This window comes from Shigella sp. FC1967 (assembly GCF_001743005.1).
Lineage (GTDB): Bacteria > Pseudomonadota > Gammaproteobacteria > Enterobacterales > Enterobacteriaceae > Proteus.
This window is the reverse complement of record NZ_MIIZ01000610.1, coordinates 35002-56536: the sequence shown is the minus strand read 5'-3', so window position 1 is coordinate 56536 and position 21535 is coordinate 35002. Positions and strand designations below refer to the sequence as shown.

18 protein-coding genes and 1 riboswitch are annotated in these 21535 nt (G+C 38.4%); of the genes, 7 read left to right on the top strand and 11 right to left on the bottom strand.

The window, feature by feature from the left end; translation table 11 throughout:
* Window positions 1-30 precede the first annotated feature (30 nt).
* From trhP to fbaB, 3 genes are all read left to right on the top strand, one after another.
* A complete protein-coding gene (gene trhP, locus BHE89_RS07290) occupies window positions 31-1410 on the top strand; it encodes a prephenate-dependent tRNA uridine(34) hydroxylase TrhP (protein WP_069367578.1) in 1380 nt (459 codons plus the stop codon).
* A gap of 292 nt (window positions 1411-1702) precedes the next feature.
* Window positions 1703-2596 carry a lipid kinase YegS gene (gene yegS, locus BHE89_RS07285; RefSeq protein WP_069367579.1) on the top strand — a complete coding sequence of 298 codons (894 nt, stop codon included), beginning with the start codon at window positions 1703-1705 and terminating at the stop codon, window positions 2594-2596.
* A 49-nt stretch (window positions 2597-2645) separates the two neighbouring features.
* Window positions 2646-3695, top strand: a complete 1050-nt coding sequence (gene fbaB, locus BHE89_RS07280) for a class I fructose-bisphosphate aldolase (protein WP_069367580.1) — start codon at window positions 2646-2648, stop codon at window positions 3693-3695.
* Window positions 3696-3772: 77 nt separating this feature from the next.
* Here the strand turns inward: fbaB and BHE89_RS07275 are convergent, their stop codons facing one another.
* The 10 genes from BHE89_RS07275 to thiD form a co-directional block, all read right to left on the bottom strand.
* Window positions 3773-5128: a hypothetical protein gene (locus tag BHE89_RS07275; RefSeq protein ID WP_077885084.1), complete on the bottom strand. Its 1356-nt coding sequence runs from the start codon at window positions 5126-5128 to the stop codon at window positions 3773-3775.
* Window positions 5125-5832 carry an AAA domain-containing protein gene (locus tag BHE89_RS25285; protein ID WP_286145961.1) on the bottom strand — a complete coding sequence of 236 codons (708 nt, stop codon included), beginning with the start codon at window positions 5830-5832 and terminating at the stop codon, window positions 5125-5127. The genes BHE89_RS07275 and BHE89_RS25285 overlap by 4 nt, the downstream gene beginning before the upstream one ends.
* The gene (locus tag BHE89_RS25280) at window positions 5819-9289 is read right to left on the bottom strand and encodes an AAA domain-containing protein (protein ID WP_286145962.1); all 3471 of its coding nucleotides are present in this window, start codon (window positions 9287-9289) and stop codon (window positions 5819-5821) included. The genes BHE89_RS25285 and BHE89_RS25280 overlap by 14 nt, the downstream gene beginning before the upstream one ends.
* 40 nt (window positions 9290-9329) lie before the next feature.
* The gene (locus tag BHE89_RS25275; protein ID WP_286145963.1) at window positions 9330-11381 is read right to left on the bottom strand and encodes a protein kinase domain-containing protein; all 2052 of its coding nucleotides are present in this window, start codon (window positions 11379-11381) and stop codon (window positions 9330-9332) included.
* Window positions 11382-11398: 17 nt separating this feature from the next.
* Window positions 11399-12028, bottom strand: a complete 630-nt coding sequence (locus BHE89_RS07265; protein WP_069367581.1) for a 4Fe-4S single cluster domain-containing protein — start codon at window positions 12026-12028, stop codon at window positions 11399-11401.
* Entirely contained in the window at window positions 12028-12393 is a 366-nt protein-coding gene (locus BHE89_RS25270) for a hypothetical protein (protein ID WP_286145964.1), read from the bottom strand. The genes BHE89_RS07265 and BHE89_RS25270 overlap by 1 nt, the downstream gene beginning before the upstream one ends.
* Window positions 12394-12412: 19 nt before the next feature.
* The gene (locus tag BHE89_RS25265) at window positions 12413-12868 is read right to left on the bottom strand and encodes an AAA family ATPase (RefSeq protein WP_286145966.1); all 456 of its coding nucleotides are present in this window, start codon (window positions 12866-12868) and stop codon (window positions 12413-12415) included.
* Between the two features lie 121 nt (window positions 12869-12989).
* Entirely contained in the window at window positions 12990-13445 is a 456-nt protein-coding gene (locus BHE89_RS25260) for a hypothetical protein (RefSeq protein ID WP_286145967.1), read from the bottom strand.
* A 95-nt stretch (window positions 13446-13540) separates the two neighbouring features.
* Entirely contained in the window at window positions 13541-13867 is a 327-nt protein-coding gene (locus BHE89_RS25255) for a hypothetical protein (RefSeq protein ID WP_286145968.1), read from the bottom strand.
* 158 nt (window positions 13868-14025) lie between these two features.
* Window positions 14026-14823, bottom strand: a complete 798-nt coding sequence (gene thiD / locus BHE89_RS07255; protein WP_069367583.1) for a bifunctional hydroxymethylpyrimidine kinase/phosphomethylpyrimidine kinase — start codon at window positions 14821-14823, stop codon at window positions 14026-14028.
* Between the two features lie 51 nt (window positions 14824-14874).
* Window positions 14875-14964, bottom strand: a riboswitch (TPP riboswitch).
* 755 nt (window positions 14965-15719) lie between these two features.
* Here thiD and pagP point away from each other — a divergent pair.
* Window positions 15720-16355, top strand: coding sequence for a lipid IV(A) palmitoyltransferase PagP (pagP, locus tag BHE89_RS07250; RefSeq protein ID WP_069367584.1), 636 nt, complete (start codon window positions 15720-15722; stop codon window positions 16353-16355).
* 112 nt (window positions 16356-16467) lie between these two features.
* Here the strand turns inward: pagP and BHE89_RS07245 are convergent, their stop codons facing one another.
* Window positions 16468-17850, bottom strand: coding sequence for an amino acid permease (locus BHE89_RS07245; protein WP_069367585.1), 1383 nt, complete (start codon window positions 17848-17850; stop codon window positions 16468-16470).
* Between the two features lie 671 nt (window positions 17851-18521).
* Here BHE89_RS07245 and BHE89_RS07235 point away from each other — a divergent pair.
* The 3 genes from BHE89_RS07235 (at window position 18522) to brnQ (ending at window position 21497) form a co-directional block, all read left to right on the top strand.
* On the top strand, window positions 18522-18908 hold the full coding sequence (locus tag BHE89_RS07235; protein ID WP_069367586.1) for a helix-turn-helix domain-containing protein: 387 nt from the start codon (window positions 18522-18524) through the stop codon (window positions 18906-18908).
* A gap of 127 nt (window positions 18909-19035) precedes the next feature.
* Complete coding sequence (gene yidA, locus BHE89_RS07230) at window positions 19036-19842, top strand: sugar-phosphatase (protein WP_069367587.1); 807 nt, start codon at window positions 19036-19038, stop codon at window positions 19840-19842.
* A 302-nt stretch (window positions 19843-20144) separates the two neighbouring features.
* Complete coding sequence (gene brnQ / locus BHE89_RS07225; protein ID WP_069367588.1) at window positions 20145-21497, top strand: branched-chain amino acid transport system II carrier protein; 1353 nt, start codon at window positions 20145-20147, stop codon at window positions 21495-21497.
* The last annotated feature ends 38 nt before the right edge of the window (window positions 21498-21535 follow it).

The following is a 21535-nucleotide window of genomic DNA, read 5'->3' as shown; positions in this document are numbered from 1 at the left end:
TGACTTGAAATCAGAACCAGGAAATTAACCATGTTTACACCCGAATTACTCTCTCCTGCTGGCTCATTAAAAAATATGCGCTATGCATTTGCTTATGGCGCAGACGCCGTTTATGCAGGTCAGCCACGTTATAGCTTACGTGTGCGTAATAATGAGTTTAACCACGAAAATCTTGCTAAAGGTATTCAAGAAGCCCACGAATTAGGTAAGCGCTTCTATGTTGTGGTTAATATCGCACCGCATAATGCTAAATTAAAAACCTTTATCCGTGACCTAAAGCCCGTCATTGATATGGGACCTGATGCGCTGATTATGTCTGATCCGGGTTTGATCATGATGGTACGTGAAGCCTTCCCAGAAATGGATATTCACCTTTCAGTACAAGCCAATGCCGTTAACTGGGCAACCGTAAAATTCTGGCGTCAAATGGGATTAACTCGCGTGATCCTTTCTCGTGAACTCTCTATTGATGAAATTGCAGAAATTCGTAAACAAGTTCCTGATATGGAATTAGAAGTTTTCGTTCACGGTGCATTATGTATGGCTTACTCAGGTCGTTGCCTATTATCTGGCTATATTAATAAGCGTGACCCAAACCAAGGCACATGTACTAACGCTTGCCGTTGGGAATATAAAGTTGAAGAAGGCAAAGAAGATGAGGTAGGTAACATCGTTGAAAAATACACGCCAATCCCCGTTAAAAACGTCGAGCCTACGCTAGGTGTTGGCGCACCAACAGATAAAGTCTACTTAATCGAAGAAGCAAAACGTCCTGGTGAATATATGACTGCGTTCGAAGATGAGCACGGTACTTATATCATGAACTCTAAAGACTTACGCGCAATTGAACACGTTGAGCAATTAACGCAAATGGGTGTGCATTCACTAAAAATAGAAGGACGTACTAAATCCTTCTATTACTGTGCCCGTACTGCACAAATGTATCGCCGTGCAATTGATGATGCGGTTGCAGGTAAACCCTTTGATCCAACATTGCTCACCACATTAGAAGGGTTAGCACACCGCGGTTATACAGAGGGTTTCTTACGTCGCCATACCCATGATGCGTACCAAACTTATGAATATGGTTATTCTGTCTCTGACACTCAACAATTTGTCGGTGAATTTACCGGTAAACGTGTAAATGGTTTAGCTGAAGTTGATGTGAAAAATAAATTTGTTTTAGGTGATAGCCTAGAATTAATGACACCCACTGGAAATATTCAATTTACGCTAGAGACGCTATTTAACAAAAAACAGCAGCCAACCGATGTTGCACCAGGTAATGGTCACATGGTGTATTTATCTGTTCCCGAAGATGTTGATTTAGATTTTGCACTGCTGATCCGTAACCTACAAGGTACAACAACACGTCAACCGCATAAGATTGATGCGGTAGAAGTGAAGTAAAGCGTCATAATCTGATTTAAAGTGGTCAATTTCAAATACAGATCACATCAATAATAATTTGTTTACCGTATCATCAGTTCCGAAAAATAAAGAACTAGAATGAATACAGTAAGACTAGGAACCACCTCCTTGGCAAATCCAATCTCCCTTGGATTTGCCTTTTCTTTTTATCCCTTTCTTATCCTCCCTTTTATATAAAACGCCTCCTTTTCGTTATCATTTGTAAAAAAAATAGTAATTTTCTTGATATCCATTACCTTTAAAAGAGTGATTCAATCAAAAGGACTCATCAATGAGTAAAATTAGTTTGCTAATCATTAATGGAAAAAGCGCTAACAATAGTGCATTGAGAAACGCCGTTTACCAATTACGTGATGAAGGTTTTAATCTCCAAGTAAGGGTGACTTGGGAATCCAGTGATATACACCGTTTTGTACAAGAAGCTATCGATATGCAAGCCGAAACGGTGATTGCCGCGGGAGGCGATGGAACGATTAATAGCGTTGTATCTGAACTCATTCATCTCTCTCCCTCATCGTTACCAACACTGGGCATTATTCCATTAGGCACAGCAAATGATTTTGCGACTAGCGCACAAATTCCTCGCGATATGGAAAATGCCCTTAATTTAGCCGTTAAAGGCCGCTCAGTCCCTATTGATGTTATCTCTGTGAATAAGACGCACTATTTTATCAATATGGCATCAGGTGGCTTTGGAACCAAAATCACAACAGAAACACCTAAAGCGTTAAAATCAGCCTTAGGTGGAGCCGCCTATTTTATTAATGGCCTTTTAAGTATCGATTCGTTAAAAGCGGATTATTGCACAATTGAAGCGGAAAATTTTCACTGGGAAGGTGAATCACTCATTCTCGGTATTGGTAATGGTCGTCAAGCAGGAGGAGGACAACAACTCTGTCCCGACGCTTTAATTAACGACAATAAACTCAATATTACGATTGTTGAAGCACACGAATTACTCCCTTCTCTTTTGAATAGCCTGTTTGATCGTAAAAAAAATGACAAGATAATCGAGCGTGAAAGTCATTGGGTAAACATTAGTGCTTCTCATGAAATGGTCTTTAATTTAGATGGAGAACCCCTTTTAGGGAATAAATTTGAATTTATTGTGTTACCTGAAGCGATCCACTGCCGGTTACCGCCTCAATGTGACTTGTTATCTTAATGTAGATAAATGACAATCACTCTCATCTCATCATGAACTGGAGTATGTAATGACTGATATAGTAAGTTTGTTAGGCGCTGATGCAAAATCATTATTAGAACATCGTTGCCAAACTATCCCAAATGAAAATCTCTACCTGCCAGGTTTTGACTTTGTTGATCGTGTTATGATTGATAACAATCGCCCTAATAGCGTGTTACGTTCAATGCAAACCCTGTTTAATCATGGACGTTTAGCAGGAACGGGGTATCTGTCTATTCTCCCTGTTGACCAAGGCGTTGAGCACTCTGCTGCCGCCTCTTTTGCCGCAAACCCACTCTATTTTGATCCAAAGAATATTGTTGAATTAGCCATTGAAGCGGGTTGTAACTGTGTTGCTTCTACTTATGGTGTTTTAGCGTCTGTTTCTCGCCGCTATGCACACAAAATCCCTTTTCTTGTGAAATTAAACCACAACGAAACCCTAAGCTACCCAGCGCAATATGACCAAACCTTGTATGCCAGTGTAGAACAAGCCTTTGAAATGGGTGCTGTTGCAGTGGGTGCAACCATTTACTTTGGTTCACAAGAAAGCCGTCGCCAAATTGAAGAGATTTCAATGGCCTTTGAGCGTGCTCATGAATTGGGTATGGTAACCGTATTGTGGGCTTATTTGCGCAATCCAGCCTTTAAGAAAGATGGTGTAGATTACCATTCAAGTGCTGATTTAACCGGTCAAGCAAACCATTTAGCCGCGACGATTGGCGCTGATATCGTTAAACAAAAAATGGCTGAAAATAATGGTGGCTTTAAAGCGATTGGTTTTGGTCATACTGATGAGCGTGTTTACACCAAACTCACCACTGAAAATCCAATTGATTTAGTCCGTTACCAATTAGCAAACTGCTATATGGGTCGTGCGGGATTAATTAACTCTGGTGGTGCGTCAGGTAATAATGACCTTGAGGATGCAGTTCGTACCGCTGTCATTAATAAACGTGCGGGTGGTATGGGATTGATCTTAGGGCGTAAAGCGTTCAAGAAATCAATGAAAGACGGCGTTGCGCTAATTAATGCAGTACAAGATGTGTATTTAGATAAATCAGTCACTATTGCTTAATTGGTAGGTTTAAATGTGGAAGCCACTCAAATGAGTGCTTTTTACTTATTATTTATTTTTTACTTATCATTTATTTTTTACCGACTGAATGTTTTTGGTTTTTGAGCTTGTGTTACGGCATGTTGATGTGCAGTATCTTCATTCTCAATCACTTTCATTACGTTGTGCCCTGCCGGCAATGCTCGCTCAATCAATAACTCGGCGTGCGACTTCGCCAAAATTTTTTGCAATTGCTGATGCTGACCGCACCAAATGGCATCAACATCTTTATCACGCGTTGTATCACGTTGGTGTGTTAACGCCACCGTTCTCGCTTGGAAACGTGCCTGCCTTCCGCCTAACTCTAAACCATAATCAGGAATTGTGGCATGAGGTACAACAACTTGCCCATTATCAAGCCATGAATTAACTGCATTTTCATGCACCACATAACCCAATTCACTTAAACCAGCCAATACTGCCTCACATTGCTGTCTCATCGAAAGTTGCTGTTCATGAGTTTCAATGGCCTGTTTTAGCTTTGTGATCATTACATCAAGTTGCTCGGCGGTTGCTAATGAAGCAACCGCTTCTGTTTCTCGACTAAGCGTCAACATCTGTTTATCATCAAAGCTTTCAATCTCTGCACATAAACGTGTTAATTCTTCCATTAATTCAATACGTTTTACACTATTACGCAAACTTTCAGCGATATTCATGATCATTGAATCAGCTAATAAACGCTGTTTTTTACTATCAAAAAGCGTCTGCATTTCAATAAGCTGGCTTGCATTATCATTCGCTTCTGCTTCATTGCCCACCAGTCGTAATTTTTCAATCATCAACTCAATTTGGTGACACTGTTGTGCAAATGAGCATTGAGGCTCGCCACCTTGCCATAATTGTTGGGTATATACAGATTGCGCTTTTAATTGCGTCAGTAATTCTGTTTGAGCGGGACTTAGTTGCCCTTTTTGCGCATCAATTTCACCCGTTACACGAAATAGCAATAAGCTAATTTCTTCAGCACTCATATTGTCGCTGTGTTCAATTTCAGTCATTAAAATACTGTTGGATGCTAATTGTGATTTTAATTGTTTTAACAGTGCCGATGATTTTTGTTTACCTTGTTGGATATGACGCGCAAGCGCTTTTTCTTCAAGCACTTGTTCGCGTAAATTTTTCATATCTTGTCGTAATGGCACAATAAACTGGCTTAATTTATCCGTTAATCGGCTCACTGATTGTGCATCTAATGCATTCAATTGCTGGTTATCTTTAACTAAGGCATTAAAGGTAGATTCGATTTGGCTCACTCTTTCATCTTGATATGTGAGTTGTTCAACTAACGCCTTCCATTGCTTGACGTATTTTTTGCTATGCGCTAATTGTCGCTGATAGCGGATAACCGTGGTTTCTTTCACAGAAATATAATGTACTGATGAACTCATCATTTACTCACTTTTTCATTCAGTAAAGAGGCATGTTGTAAAGCTTCAAGAAGTTGTTGTTGCGCTTCTTGACGATGATAAAACCATTGTGTCAACGAAACACGATAATGATAAGGCACCACTTTACGCAAAATCTCTTTTCGCCATAACTCACGTGCACACGCCTGAGATAACCACTCATGTTGTGGCATATCGCACTCAATGCCCATCAGTAATTGACCTTGCTGCTCATCTTCAATTAAACAGTCAAAAGAGAAAATACCCGCTTGTTGTGATGGTGCAATATGATATCCCTGAGATTGAATAAAGCGAGTTACATCAATAATAAATTGATCGTTTGACTGATCTTGAGTGACCACACTAGCTTGCGTACGACTGAAACGAGCTAATAAACGTTTATTTTCCTCTTGTTTATTAATCTGATGGCAATGACTCGCGTAAGTCAAATAGCCTTGTAAATAATCACGAGGAATTTCAGGATGTTTATTGGTGCTTAATAAGTCAGAGATTTCATCAATCGGCATTGATGACATGATCACCACTTGCTTTTTCGCTCTAGTGATAGCGACGTTTAAACGACGCTCTCCCCCAGTTTGCCCTAACACACCAAAATTACGCCTAAAGGTACCTTGCATATTGCGACCAAAAGTTGTCGAAAACAAAATAACATCTCGCTCATCACCCTGCACATTTTCAACGTTTTTCACAAAAAAACGACATATCTTCATCGTTATCCAAGCGTGCACATTCTTCCGTGTAAGCCTTTAAAAAATCCATATCATAGTTATTGCGATCAAGAATATGCTGATTAATTAATTGAGCTTGTTTTTGATTAAACGTCACCACTCCCACAGAAGGACGTTTATGAAAAGGCGTTTGCCATAAGGTTGCTAAATGCTCAACGATCGCCAAAGCCTCTTTTTCATTGGTTTGATTAACATAGGTGCCATTGATCGCCATAAAATGTAGCGGTTTTACTCGACTAATGGTTTTCGCTGAATGTTGAGCTGGAATATTTAGCCGATTTTCATAAAAGGCATAATTGGAGAAATTAATTAACTCTCGAAATGCCGAACGATAATGAATATCTAAAGTATGAATCGGCAATACCGTTCGAGCGAGATGAAGTAAATCGGGACAATGGCAAATTTGGCTTGGATCCCATTGTTCACTGTTTTTCTCTTGTTGTTCATCTTCCTCGTTATCATTATCTTCGTCGTCTTCATTTTCATTAAATTTACCACTGAAGAAAGATGAAGGTGGCATCTGTTTCTCATCACCGCTCACAATGGCTTGTTTACCGCGATATAATGTCGGTAAGGCAAATTCAATTGGCATTTGTGAGGCTTCATCATAAATAACGCTGTCAAAAAGTCCGGCTTTTAAGGGGAGTATTTGGCTTGCCACATCTGGTGTCATCAGCCAAATAGGACGTAATTTTAACAATCCCATTTGTGTCGCTTTATCAATAAATTCGCGTAACCGTAATGATCTTGGCCCTGTTAAACGCGTTATTGTTTCCCAATGACGCGCATTTTCAATTTTTGATAACTCGATATTTTCAGTTAACAACTTGCGATTAATATTTTGTAATTGCTGATAATTTTCCGTTAATTGTTCAATATATTCCTGCAATTGTTGAGCCGTAGTCTTTAATACCGTGTTTTTTAATTCAATCTCAGTTTTGACTGCGACATAAAACAGATAACTCAATATTGCTTTTAAAGGCGCTACTGGATCAGAAAGTGAACTTTCACTTTCTTCTATTAACTGGCGCGATAATGATAAAACTTGCCAATCATCGTGGGAAAAATGCGCCGTTTTTTCTCGAAATAACTGGAACTTGCCTAAAAAAGGCAAACTTTGGACTAATTGCTGTAATCGAGTTGTCAGCAATTCACCTTTGTTAATCGCATCATAAAATTGCTGATAACATTGTTCGGTGAGGGTTTCTTGTAAGTTTGCTAATTTAGCGAGACTTACTTGCTGTGTTTTAGCACGAACAATAGCATTCTCAATTTCTAAACATTGCTGTTCAAAGCCCTGTTTTTTGGCTGATTGAATCGACTCAACAAAATGTTTAGGCTGAGGATATAACGCTAATATCGCAATATCATCATCACAAGCTTTAAGCTCCGTGATCACACTATTAATAGTGTCCTGCCATGGCGTATTTTGTAGATCAAGGCGCTGTTCTAGCCCTAGTTGTTGATAAATAGGTTGCAATTCTTGATACAACAAACGCCATTGTTGTTCTGTGGTGATCGTTTTATGTAGCGTAATATAGTGCTCGACTTTATCGCCTATACCACTTTGTGCAATAAAATCTTTTAACTTACTGTTCCTACTATAATAATAAGGATTTAAGAAGCGTAAAAATGAGGGAGTGATCTTATCAGCCACCGCTCTTGATAGCGTCGCTAATGTTGCATTATCTAATGGCGCGAGTAAGCGGAAAATTAAAGGATCGCAACCTTCACTATCAATTTGCAGTAAACGTTTTTCTAATTGCTCCAATTGAGCAATGATCTGTTCTCCTTTATTTTGCTTACCTTGTTCATTTAAAAACAGCGTTAACCAATGCGATAAATTATCCCATTGTTGCTCATTGTGAGTTTTTAACTGCTGTTTGCACTGCACTAGTGTTGTTTCGTGAGTGGTTAATTTATCAATTGTGATTTGTTGATAAGGCAAACTATATGCCATATCACGCTGTTTTTCTGCTTCGATAAACAACGTAATATTTTCATTAAATTGGCGATATAACGTACTTTCAGGTGAAAACAATACAACACCATTTAATGGTGTGTTTTCATAATTAATTGCATACCAGTCTAAACCATATAACGTTAAATTATCGATAAGCTGAACAAACGTTGTTTTATTATATTGAGAAAGCAGTGTGGTTAACGCATCTGAACTTATTGCTAATTTTTGTTGCGATTCTAATTCGAGTAGTGCAGACAACACTTCTCGGTATGAATAATCATATTGTTTATCCGTTCGGTATAACGCTTTATAGTAGGAATCTAACGTTGTTTCATAAAATTGAATTAAATTAAGCGTTCTATCACGATCAAAGGAAGTATCTTGCTTAACATCCGCGATCAATTGTCGCTTCCGCTCTAATGCCAATTGTTCTCTGATCGCTGAAATAATCTCTCGCCCTTTAGGGTTTTGATGAATAATCAGTACCCTATCTTGTAAACCATTTGCGACCAAGCGCTTATATACCACATCTAATGCAGCAGGCTTTTGACAAAGTACCAATGCTGTTTTTTGTCGCCCTATTGCATCAGCAATTAAGTTGACAATCGTTTGGCTTTTACCTGTTCCAGGAGGGCCTTCTATTAATAACCCCGTTTGCTTTCTTGCCGCTTGAATAATGGTATTTTGAGAAGGATCAGCCAAAGAGAGCAAATAATTATCTGCAAGTGGATCTTGTGTCTCTAAAGCTTGTGCCTGCGTATTTACTTTCAGCATGGTTGCAAGCGCAGTGCCATTGATTGGTAAATTAGCAATTTGTTGTAAATCAGCACTTATCATTTGCCCAATAAAAGAGGTGTGAAATAACACCGCAGAACAATGAATATAAGCACTGTTTTCTGGTATTTCCTCAGTTAATGAAGGTAACGGCCTTAATGAATGTTCCCCGGTGGTTAATAAGGATGAGAGCGTACTCATCATTTCACTGACACTCAAGCCCGTTTGTGACATTAAGCTATCGAGCACTTTTTGCCATTCATTAACCGCTGGAATACCGACAAAATTCGCAAGAGCAGGATTTAAACGTACTGATGCACGCTCTGTATCAAATGCAATTTGTACCGCACCTTGAGCGCCCCCCAAAATATTCATTGATATTGGCCACAAAAAAAGAGGGGCAATACGTGGCTTTATTTTATTGGGCTGTGTATTTAGCACTAAAAAAGGAAAGCCTAAATACATGCCATTAATACCTGTATCTCGTTGGTAAGACTGAGTATTAAGTTGTAAGAGCCACAAGCGATGATTTAATTTCTCACGTTGACGTAAAACGTCACCTTCTAATGAAAACAACCTTTTCTTGCGGTTAATTAAATGCTCAAGTAAGTTTGTCGCTTTTTCATTATCAAAACAGCATTCGGTTAAATCAACACGCCCCGCGTTTGGTGTTAAACGCATTCTAACTAAGTTACCGCGTTGACTTGTAGAAACTAATTTTTTAGAAAAAAAAGTGCAATACTTCTAAAATATATCGTTGTGATCCAGGTATTTGCCATTGCTCAGCGGGAATGCAAAGCATGACAATAATATGGTCAAGAGGTAATCTGCGCGTTAAGAGAAAATCATCAGCCCATCTATCAATAATATCGTTATTAACACGCTTAAAATCCCCTATTCTTTCACTAAGTTGTTCAATAAGTTGATATCGAGGTGTGGCTAATAATATTTTTGCTTGTTGTTTATCAAACGTCTTAATCGCCAGGTTTCTCGCTAATTTAGCGGCATTATTCACCAGTGAATCTAGCGTAATATATTGCCCAATCTCAGCACTTAATAACAAAATATAGTCATTTTCATGCATATTCTTACGATCGATTAAAGCCCGTAGATTTTCATTATACGCATCCGGAAATTCTGCACGAATAATCTCCCAACGAGCGACTAATTGACTTAAAGACGTGATTAACAAATAAAGCTGTAAACTTTCTTCATTTAGTGGAATACGTTGTTGCAGTGCTCGTTCACGAACAGCGCATTGACGATAATAAAGCTGAACAAGCCAATGTGTCTCATCAATAGATTGCAGCTCAGTCGCAAGTGGCTGACAAATTAATTGATAACCTAATAAGGGATGCTCTAAAAGCCATGAAGGTGTAATGATCTCGCCACGGTAAATCAATGGCATATTAGGATTTAAAATTCTCAGTGCGAGTGTAAAACGTAAACTTGGCTCAATATCTTGTTTTTCAATTAATGCCTGCAATTGGGTAATTTGTTTGCCACGATTATCAAATTGGCTTAACCAAATCGTGATTTCACCATGAATAAGCAATGCCGTTGCTTGATCCCAATATTGTGCTTGTGCCGCCACCATTGCAAATGTATCAGGCTGATTAAATAGCTGATCGGCAAATTGAAATTGATAATATTGCTGATTTCCATTGTTGTGATTAATATTCGGCGCTTGTACCGCTAAACCTTGTAGCCACGCATTAACTTCGTTCCATTGCCATCGTTGAAAGCGATCGCGGCAGAGCAAACCCCGTAAAAGTAATTGAATATTTGGATCTAAATCATCCGCTAACTCAACACCATTCGTCATTACTTGAATTAAAAACGCATTATCATGGACATGTTTAAAACAAGCTCCTTGCGTTAATTGCTCAAGTAAAATGATCCCTAAACTCCACCAATCTGATGCTGCCGAAACACCACCCGCTAAAATTTCTGGCGCACTATAACGTGAAATTTCAAGCGGCGAGACAATATCGAGATCGAATTCAGATAAACACGCCGAACCATACTCAATCACCACAATATCAAGGGGATCTCGAGAACGGATCATCAAGTTCGAGGGCTTTAAAGCACGATGACGCACACCATGTTCAGTTAATGCTGCAATAGCCGTACCTAATTCTGAGACTAATGCGTTAATTTCATTCGATTGCCAAAAATCACCGCGTTCAATGAATTGGCTTAGTGAGCCACCTTTTAATCGTTCGGTGACATGCCAAACACGATTCTCCCATCGACCCGTTTCATAAAATACTGGAATATGGTCAGTAGAGATCAGATTTAATACTTGATAAATAGCAGGATCAGGCTCTTCACCTTTAAGATAGAGTGTTAATACGCCTTCTTGCTCTGTTTTGATATTGCTTACGTTATAGCGTTCTCTTTCGCTATTAATAGAATTGATACGTTGTTCAAGACGCCAATCACCAATCAATCTAAACGTTTCATTATCGCTAACGGCGTTATTTTCAATCTCATCAGCCGGATCAGCACCACATTCAAAACAGATAAAATCGTCTTCTCCCATCAAGTGTCCGTTAATACACTTTCTCGGCTGATCGTGATGAAGATCGGGCGTTATTGTAGCGCTCTCGATAGATGAAGATATTGGCGGAGATGGACGCCATCCAGACTCATGAATAGGTTCAATTGTTAGATCCCATCCACACGGTTTTTCATTAACCTGTCCTGCACAAAAAATCTCGGTTAACTGGCGCTCCGTTTGGCAGTGAGGACAAAAACGTATCATGGCCATCCTTTATTCCATCTCTCTTATCTTTTTATCTGTTTTAATTGAACATCTTGTTGTGTTAATACTTCACGCAACCGAGCCATATCACCCTTTTGAGGAATACCTGTAAGATAAATACGCCCTTGGTTATCCATTGAGAGATCAAGCACTTTATCTTCTTCTGTCACATGTCGTTCAAAAGCGCTAAAACGCGCACGTCCCATCGCCGTTAAACAATGAAGTTGCTGATTATCACTGCCTCGTAACATCAAACTTTGTGTAGTTTCTGCTTGATATCGACCGCTCATTAACGCATCAATTAAACCTGACATTTTAGTCACTTGAGGTGCTATCTCATTCCAGTGATAACCACTGTAAATAAAAATATCCCCCGTAAATTGCTGACGTAGCGCTATTAATAACGCATAAAGCGCCTCTGGTTGTTCAAAAGGTTCACCGCCAGAAATCGTAATACCATCAGCAAATGCAAACCAAGGTTGAATTTGTTGAATAATTACATCAACCGTGACACTTTCGGCTTTTCTTTCCCATGTATCTGGTGATAAACAGCCTTTACAACGCAAAGAGCACCCTTGAAACCAGATGCCAATTCGTTTTCCTGGTCCTAATGTTGTCACTGGGAAATGAAGCCGAGATAAACTGATCTGCATTAATTTGCCTGCGGCACTAAAATAATATTGGTCGTTTCACCTATTTGAATATCAGCAATTTGATAGGCTTTTCCTACCGCTAAATCACTGTCAAAAATGGCTCTTGAGAGAGGATTAATAAGATAAACCTCTAATTGGTTACGAATACCACGACCGCCATTTGATAAATCAGATAAACAGTAGAATTTTAACGTCGATTTAGCCGTTTCTGATATCGATAATGTGAGTAATTGTTTATCAAGGCTAGATAAGATATTTGCTACCATTTGTTCAAATATCTGCTCAGCAACATCTTCCCGAATAAAATCAAATACAATAATATTTTCACCAATACGGTTTAATAATTCAGGTCGATTTAAAACCAATTTAAAATGGCGCTCTATTTCACTTTTTTACTTTACGGCTGACATTTTCAAAAGGTTCATCAGGTAGAACATTCGCGACTCTTTCACCATTATTATCAACACGGTAGATCCCAAGATTTGAGGTAAATATAATTAAGGCTTCAGAAAAATAAACGCGGTCGCCACGTCCTGATGTTAATACCCCATCATCAATAATCTGGAGGAATTTATCCATTAAATGAGGATGCGCTTTCTCTATTTCATCAAATAATACAACGCTAAAAGGCTTTTCGCGAATAGCATTGGTTAATTCACCGCCAGAGTCATAACCCACATAACCCGGAGGCGCACCAATTAAACGTTGATCAGCATGTTCGGCACTAAATTCAGACATATCAAAGCGAATATAGGCACTTTCATCACCGAAAAGCAATTGAGTAACCGTTTTTGCTAACTCAGTTTTACCGACACCAGTTGGTCCCGCTAAAAACAACACTCCTCGTGGTCGTCCTCCTTTATTGCTACCCACACCCGTCATGGCACGCTTAATAATATCTAATAAATGCGTGACTGCATGTTGTTGTCCTTTAACACGACGCTGTATAACTTGTGGTGCATTACGAATTTTTTTGTTTATCGATTTTTTGCCAAGGATCTTCTGTAATACCTACCTTGTAACGCCTTACTGCATCACTAATTCGCGTTATTTCCACTTCTTCAATCCGCGCTAATTGCACTATTGCCACTAAATCCAGCAGTAATAACCCTTCTGTTTCATCGATAAAATCATTAAGAAGCGACGCTTTTTCATTCTCAACAAGTAATGAAAACCCTGCTAACGACATCAATAAATTGGGTGCCAACACTCTGCGGATCTGACTATCGGGTTTTGCGACAGGAATGGCTCGAATTCGAGGATTATTAACAGTAAACCAATCGGGTAAATCAGTTTCTTTTTCTACGATCCAAAAAATACTATTGAAGAAAGGTTGATTATATTCGCCAGCAGGTCTCGCTTTAGCTTGATGCGAAGTCATTAATGCTCGCGTAAATAAGTTATGTTCAGCAGGCATAAGATTATCACGATGAGAAAGCAAGCAAGAGGCAAAATCAATACATAGTGCAATCGGCTGACCAGTTATTGTTTGCCATTTTTCTAATACACTATTTAGGCTATCAATATTACCTGCGCGCGATCACCTGTAACGGTTAATCCTAACTGTTGCATTAACATTGCACCATCTTGCAAAGAGAGCGTAGGATTCGCGATCCATTGAAACCCCGTTAACGGCGTATAAGTGATGATATGAATATAACCTACTTCATACAAACTGTTATAAAGCGTCTGGTTAAAAGGCAATGGCGTTATAATATTAGGCGCAACTTCACTGGCTTGTAAGTCACGTACATTACCAAATAACACAAACTGACTTTTCAATGGAATAAAGCGAAGTAAATCACGTAACCAGCGTGGTTTTTGAAAAGCAGTATTCATATCATCCCTCATTGAAAATAAAATATATCTTACCTTAATTCCTCAATATACGGGCTGTTTATATTGAGAATAGTGTTAACTCTCTGAAGCGTCCGATCATAAAAATGAAAATAGAGCCATAACGACTCTATTTAAGATAAGTGTTGTTGTAATCAACATTACCACCAGCGATGAAAATGGTGTACGGGACCGAAACCTTGTCCAACGTCTAAACTGTCTGCATGTTCTAACGCTTGCTGTAAATAGATTTTTGCTTGTTCAACACAAATTTGCCAATTAGAAACCTGGGGACGAATAGCGGCTAAAGCAGCCGAAAGAGTGCATCCTGTGCCGTGGGTATTTTTCGTATTTACGCGTTTGGAGGTAAATCGCCACTCGCCATCTTGAGTAAATAACCAATCAGGGCTTTCATTCTCCGTTAAATGACCGCCTTTCATCAACACCGCTTTGCATCCTTGTTTTAGCAATGCATAACCTTGTTGCTTCATCGTTATTTCATCTTGAGCAACTTCACAACCTAATAGTGCTGCTGCTTCAGGTAAATTAGGTGTGATCAAATCAACCAGAGGCAAAAGCTGATTAATCATTTTATTCATTGCATCAGGCTGTAATAGAGGATCACCACTTTTTGCAATCATTACGGTATCAAGTACAACAAAGGGGATCGCATATTGCTGAAGTTTGTCGCAAACCACATCAATAATCGAGGCATTAGAGAGCATACCAATTTTGGCGCTATCAATTCGAACATCAGACAAGACAGCATCTAATTGAGCGGCAACAAAATCAGGGGATAAATCATAGACACGACGAACACCACAGGTATTTTGAGCAACAAGTGCTGTCATTACTGTTGTGCCATAGACACCCAGTGCGGAAAATGTTTTCAGATCGGCCTGAATACCTGCACCACCACTCGGATCAGTGCCTGCGATAGACAATGCATTGAATCTCACTGATTAACTCCTCCTTTCACCAGTTACAGAAAAGTCGGGCTCTGTTAATCAGCAGAGTTACCTTGACTTCCCTACGCTGGCATTATCCAGATCAGGTTATACGGGTTCATCTCAGCCAATAAGGCGCCCCGAGCCAAAGCCTGTAAATTCAGGCGATAAGGAGTATCGCATGCTCAAGATAAAGATGCTAGTTTGATAGCGAATCTCAACTTATTAACGCCCTGTTTTTAAGATTTGTGATCCAGTAAGAGAAATCAGCAAAGGCTATATATAATAAATAACCTATTCACCTCATGAAAGGGTGTAAACAATGATGCTTTAATTTACACGCCCTCAACATCGGATTATTTGTATAAAACACACATTACACCCCCCGTTGTGCCACTTAAACCTAAACGTTTTATAAACCAATACAGAATTTTTCTTTTTTTTATTTAACTCTTCTTAATCGTTATTCTATTATCCTGCTGGAAATTTAATCTATTTTTATAACCTGATGTTATTAATATTAAATTTATCTCAATATTTTAATTAAGTGATAAAAATAGATACTTTATAGATTTTTCCTGTTGAAAGTAACTAAACCTAAATTATATCTTTCAGGACTCATTTATCAGCTATTTATTTCAAATCTAATAAAAGCTTAATTTTCCATTAAAAACAATACATTATTATAAAAAATAACAGCCTTTAATATCAAAAAAAAAATTTCGTTCATAAGTACAATAAATCTATTTATTTTCTTCTTAACCGATTCTAATCCCTTAAGATTTTATTTAAGAAGTCAAGTTTCAGATACCTCTTATCTTAAATACTTGTCGATTAAATAACACTATTAATAATGTTTATTTGTCATCACTAGAAACACTGTTTATGCCGTACTCGGAGTTATATTTATGTCATCATCCTATTTTCACCCTAGCGTATTAGCTACAACGCTGTTTTCTCTTGCGTTAACAACATCCGCTTTCGCTTCTGAAAATAATACAAATACCTATCAGACTATTACGACAGAAAACCAACAAGTCACCAGTAAGTCATCTCCGTCTAATAATGAAGAGAGCTACTGGGGAAAATTCAAACGTAATATCAATCAAACTTGGGATAGCGACCAATATAATTACTATTTACCTGTATGGACTTGGCATAACCGTTTTACTTACGATAAAGAAAAAACAGATCGCTATAACGAAACACCTTGGGGCTTTGGTATGGGTAAATATCGTTATGACAATGATGGTGATTGGCACTCTCTTTATGCAATGGCATTTATGGATTCAAATAACCGTGTACAGCCTATTATGGGCTATGGTTTTGAAAAAATGTGGTATCCCGGTGATAAAGACGGCTTTCGTATGGGGGCAGGATTTACACTAAGTATTACAGCGCGTCATGAATACAACTATATTCCTATGCCACTTCCTTTACCGCTAGTTTCTGTTGGTTACGGGCATCTTTCACTACAAGCCACCTATGTGCCAGGGACTTATAACAATGGTAACGTCTTATTTGCTTGGTTACGTTGGCAGTAATGTCATTATTTTGCCGATCAGAATAAGTGCGAATAATAAAAAATAGAACATAAAAAAAACGCATCTTAATGATGCGTTTTTATTATTCAACAGAGGCTCAATCTATAATAACTTAAATATCTTGACTTGCTTGAACACGATTAGACGTTTTCTTCATACGGGAAATCTTAAATCCAACCCATAAGAATGCAATCCAGAATGGCATTAAAATTACTGAAATATTCACTTGAGGCATAAATAAGATAATCACTAAAATCATGCATAAGAAAGCAAGGCAGATATAGTTACCATAAGGATACCAAAGTGCTTTAAAGAAAGGCTCTATACCCTCTTTCTTTTTTGCAGCTCTGAATTTTAAATTCGCCAAACAGATCATAATCCAGTTAAGTACCAAGGTGGTAACAACTAACGCCATTAATAGCTCTAACGCTTGCTCAGGTAATAAATAATTAACTAAAATCCCTAATGATGTCGCAATAGCAGACAAAAGTAACGACACAACGGGTACACCACGTTTATTAATGCGAGACAGTGCATGTGGTGCATTACCTTGTTTTGCCAAGCCATAAAGCATACGACTATTAGAATAAACACCACTGTTATAAACAGACAGTGCCGCAGTTAATACCACTGCATTTAAAATATTCGCAATTAAGAAATTATCCAAGTTATGAAAAATCAGGACGAATGGGCTTTCACCTTTTACGACTTGAGTCCAAGGATAAAGTGAAAGTAACACTAGCAACGAACCAATATAGAAAATTAAAATACGATAAACAACTTGATTAGTCGCTTTCGGGATACTGACTTTTGGATTTTCAGCTTCAGCCGCGGTGATCCCCACCAGCTCAAGTCCACCAAAAGAGAACATCACAATGGCTAATGCAGACATAAAGCCCGTAAAGCCATGAGGGAAAAAACCGAGCTCCCATAAATTGCTAATCGAAGCTTGAGGGCCACCATTACCACTGGCTAGTAAGTAGCTCCCAAATAAAATCATGCCAACAATTGCCAACACTTTAATAATGGCAAACCAGAACTCTGTTTCACCATACATTTTAACGTTAATCAAATTGATTAAGTTGATTGCTACAAAGAAGATAGCAACGGACACCCAAACAGGAATATCAGGTAACCAATAGTTAATGTATTTGCCTGCTGCGGTTAATTCTGCCATACCGACAAGAATAAACATCACCCAATAGTTCCAGCCTGATAAGAAGCCAGCGAATGGGCTCCAATATTTATTAGCAAAGTGACTAAACGAACCCGCAACTGGCTCTTCGGCAACCATTTCGCCTAATTGGCGCATGATCATAAACGCAATAAAACCACCAATAGCATATCCTAATATTACTGATGGGCCTGTCATATTAATAGTTTGCGCTATACCAAGAAACAGACCAGCGCCGACAGCACCACCCAGCGCAATTAGCTGGATATGTCGATTTTTCAGACCGCGCTTAAGTTCTGTCTGTTGCGACTCTCTCGCCATACATCCTCTTCTCTTTATTATTTTATCAACTTAAAGTGTAAACTAATATTTACGTTTTGTTTATTTCAAGCCACTATTAAAACACTATTCTGACTTGAATAACAAATACATTTTATGCTAGGCAAAAAATAATAAGAAAAGCTATCTTTTAGTGGTGTTTAGAGGGGAATAATGTGGTGAAGCGGCAAAGGCCTTGTTGGAAATCCTCTCCCCCGATCGCAAAAATTATCTAATGCCACAAGATAGAGACCAAAGGTAATGGCTAATGCAATAATTAAGCTAATAATTATTTTCTTTGCGTTTCAATTTTAAAATCCTTTAAATACATTTTGTTAGTATGACTGATCACATTATAAGCATTCGCTTAAATTACGATAACAAGACAGGGAGTTTGTTGTTATAAAATTCGTCAATCAATTATCTCTATGAGTAAATTTAGCATAACTTTCATAATGAAAGATAAACGCTTCCTCGACAGACTTCAGATAATTTGCATTATTTCGCTCTAAACGGGATGTAAAATGACCTTATATTATTTAAATACACATTTTTGCCAACGATGAGAGATAGCTATCCATTAATATGGATTTCTCTGTCTGCTATTTTTTGTATAAGATTAGGGAGTTAATTTTGATTTTTTACCTTAACTTCATTGATAGAATGGAACTGTAATGCCACAAGATAATCATCTCGCATTGGTTTGCGCGCTAAGTAAATGGATTGAGGAGCATTTAGGTCGTGTTATCCATCTTGAAGAGTTGGCGGCTTATTCTGGGTATTCTCTTTGGCATATGCAGAAAATCTTTAAAGAAGTCACAGGCACCTCTTTAGGTAAGTATATCCGTCAGCGTAGATTAGCTGGTGCTATTCATCTATTGCGTACCAGTGAGCGCTCTATCTTCGATATTGCCCTTGATTTCGGCTTTGGTTCACAATCTCACTTTACTTATATGTTTCGTAAAGAGTATGGCATCACACCTTTCGACTTTCGACAAAATCAAGAGATCGTTTTAGAAACCAAACAACCTTTACATTTACAATCGCCTTGTGCTGATTAACCCTTCTATTTATGTGACATTATACAGATAGCCTTTAATGTCACATAAATAATACGCAAGCTATGTGATGATAGACCGCTTCGCCCTTCCTTTATCATGATTGCTTTTATTTAATATGGGGATGCTAATGAGTATTAAGCTTATCGCTATTGATTTAGATGGAACCTTGCTTAACAAACAACACGAAATTACGCCAGAAGTAAAACAAGCAGTTCAGCGAGCAAAAGAGGCGGGAGTTAAGATTGTTCTGGCTTCAGGGCGCTCCTTTAATGGCATCTCTCCCTATTTAAAAACACTCGGTCTTGATACCTCTGATTGTTACTGTATCAGCAATAATGGTAGCCAAATCCATCAAGCAGATAATGGTGAAGTTATTATTCAAGATCTGCTCAATTTTGAAGATTACCTCTATTTTGAAAATCTCGCTCGTGAGATTGGTGTCCATTTTCACGTTATCAGCGATAATAAGATTTATACCACCAACCGTCATATTAGCCATTTCACGTGCCAAGAAGCCTTTTTATCTTGGACTCCACTCTATTATCGTCCACTAAATGAAATGCAAACTGATATGTATTTTAGTAAGTTTATGATTGTGGATGCACCTGCCGTTTTGGATAATGCCATTCAATATCTTCCTGCTAATATTTATGAACAATACAGCATATTACGTAGCGCCCCTTATTTTATTGAAGTGTTAAACACCCATGTCAACAAAGGGAGTGCGGTACAAAAAGTCGCTGAACATTTGAAAATCACACCAGAAAAAATCATGTGTATTGGTGATCAAGGTAATGATTTAGCAATGCTGAAATATGCGGGTTTAAGCGTTGCGATGGGAAATGCTCCTGAAGAAGTGAAAAAAGTCGCTAAATTCGTCACACTTTCTAATGAAGAGCACGGCGTTGCAGTGGCGATCAATAAATTTATTTAAACACGATCTTTTTTGTGTTTTATCGCGAATGTCTACAAAATTATATAGCAATTGTGATCCTTCGCAGAGGATCACACTGCTTTTCGACCAAAAACATAGCCTTTTATGATTCTATAATTGCTGTTAAATGAGCGTTAAATCTGCCTTTCTTCTTACATATCCTTCAGAATTTGTTACTATCAATTCACTTTTCGTTATTCAAACTGCATTTTCACAACATATTAAGCTGTTAATTAGGCTAGATGTAGAATAACAAATATAAATCATTTATATATTTTCTTCACAGACAGGTAGTTTAAGTTATGCTTTCTACAAAAGATATGCTCGTTCTTGGAATGATGGTTTTTGCACTCTTCCTTGGCGCTGGCAATATTATTTTCCCCCCTATGGCGGGTTTTCAATCGGGAAACCTCTGGTTTAGTACGTCTTTAGGTTTCCTCGTTACGGGTGTCTTACTCCCTTTCCTAACCTTAGTTATTGTTGCAATTCGTGGACGCGGTGAACGCCTTTCTGTTGATTTACCTTCATGGGTTGCCGTCATTTTCTGGGTAGCACTGTATCTTATCGTAGGTTCCACTTTTGCGATGCCTCGTGTCACTAATACCGCTTATGAAATGGGTTTTTTACCTTTAGGACTTATTGAGAAAAATACGGCAACGCACCTTACTTTTGCACTTGTTTTCAATATCACAAGTATGTTCTTCATGCTCAAACAAGGCACAATGATAAGCGCCATTGGTAAGTTTATGACGCCCGCACTGTTAGTCTTACTGGTGGTTGTGGGCATTGCGGTTGTGGCAAAACCGATTTCCCCGATTGGTGAACCAACAGGCCTTTATGCTGTAAATGGCTTCTTTTCTGGCTTTATTGATGGTTATCAAACCATGGATGTCCTTTCTGCCATGGCATTTGGAGGGATTGTTGCCCGTGCTTTATATACTAAAGGTATCACTGAACCACGCCAAATCGGTTTTATTACCGTAAAAGCAGGTATGATTTCAGTCTTACTGTTAGCCGCACTTTATCTGTGTCTTTTCTACTTAGGGGCAACAAGCTATTCTGTTTCTGTTTTTGCTGATCCTGCACTCAATGCCACTAACGGTGGTCAAATTTTCTCACGTTATGTTGATGCATTATTTGGCTCTGTGGGAACTTGGTTGATGGGCGGTATTGTTTTATTAGCCAGTATGACAACACTTGTCGGTGTCACTAGTGCGGCGGCTGACTACTTTGCGACATTCCATCACCGTTTAGGCTATCGCTTTTGGGTTGTGATATTTACATTAATGACCACAATCGTATCAACGTTTGGTCTTGATACATTATTACGAGTCACTATTCCTGCATTATTAATGATTTATCCAACATCAGTCACTTTGGTATTACTGCAATTTATCCGTAACAAATTAAAAGCGCCTCGCTTTACCTATCGCTTTACAATTGCAATCATTGTCTTAATGAGCCTTTTCGATACATTAAAACAATTGAAGTGGTTAAATGCTGATTTACTGCAATTATTTAGCTATATCCCTCTGTCTGATTATGGCTTAGGTTGGGTATTACCAGGTATCATTGCATTCGTTATTTCATTAATCATCAGTCTCAATTTTAAAGAAACTGAACCTGAAATTGCTACTTCTAATACTATAAAATAAATAATTAGCCCCAAAGCAGATATCTGCTTTGGGGCTAA

Bases quoted from the DNA above. Each gene is read 5' to 3' on its own strand.
- pagP (WP_069367584.1), top strand. From the start codon at position 15,720: ATGTCATCATCCTATTTTCACCCTAGCGTATTAGCTACAACGCTGTTT.
- BHE89_RS07245 (WP_069367585.1), bottom strand. From the start codon at position 17,850: ATGGCGAGAGAGTCGCAACAGACAGAACTTAAGCGCGGTCTGAAAAAT.
- trhP (WP_069367578.1), top strand. From the start codon at position 31: ATGTTTACACCCGAATTACTCTCTCCTGCTGGCTCATTAAAAAATATG.
- BHE89_RS07265 (WP_069367581.1), bottom strand. From the start codon at position 12,028: ATGCAGATCAGTTTATCTCGGCTTCATTTCCCAGTGACAACATTAGGA.
- yegS (WP_069367579.1), top strand. From the start codon at position 1,703: ATGAGTAAAATTAGTTTGCTAATCATTAATGGAAAAAGCGCTAACAAT.
- BHE89_RS25280 (WP_286145962.1), bottom strand. From the start codon at position 9,289: ATGCGTTTAACACCAAACGCGGGGCGTGTTGATTTAACCGAATGCTGT.
- BHE89_RS25260 (WP_286145967.1), bottom strand. From the start codon at position 13,445: ATGCCTGCTGAACATAACTTATTTACGCGAGCATTAATGACTTCGCAT.
- BHE89_RS07275 (WP_077885084.1), bottom strand. From the start codon at position 5,128: ATGATGAGTTCATCAGTACATTATATTTCTGTGAAAGAAACCACGGTT.
- brnQ (WP_069367588.1), top strand. From the start codon at position 20,145: ATGCTTTCTACAAAAGATATGCTCGTTCTTGGAATGATGGTTTTTGCA.
- fbaB (WP_069367580.1), top strand. From the start codon at position 2,646: ATGACTGATATAGTAAGTTTGTTAGGCGCTGATGCAAAATCATTATTA.
- BHE89_RS25255 (WP_286145968.1), bottom strand. From the start codon at position 13,867: ATGAATACTGCTTTTCAAAAACCACGCTGGTTACGTGATTTACTTCGC.
- yidA (WP_069367587.1), top strand. From the start codon at position 19,036: ATGAGTATTAAGCTTATCGCTATTGATTTAGATGGAACCTTGCTTAAC.
- BHE89_RS25275 (WP_286145963.1), bottom strand. From the start codon at position 11,381: ATGGCCATGATACGTTTTTGTCCTCACTGCCAAACGGAGCGCCAGTTA.
- BHE89_RS07235 (WP_069367586.1), top strand. From the start codon at position 18,522: ATGCCACAAGATAATCATCTCGCATTGGTTTGCGCGCTAAGTAAATGG.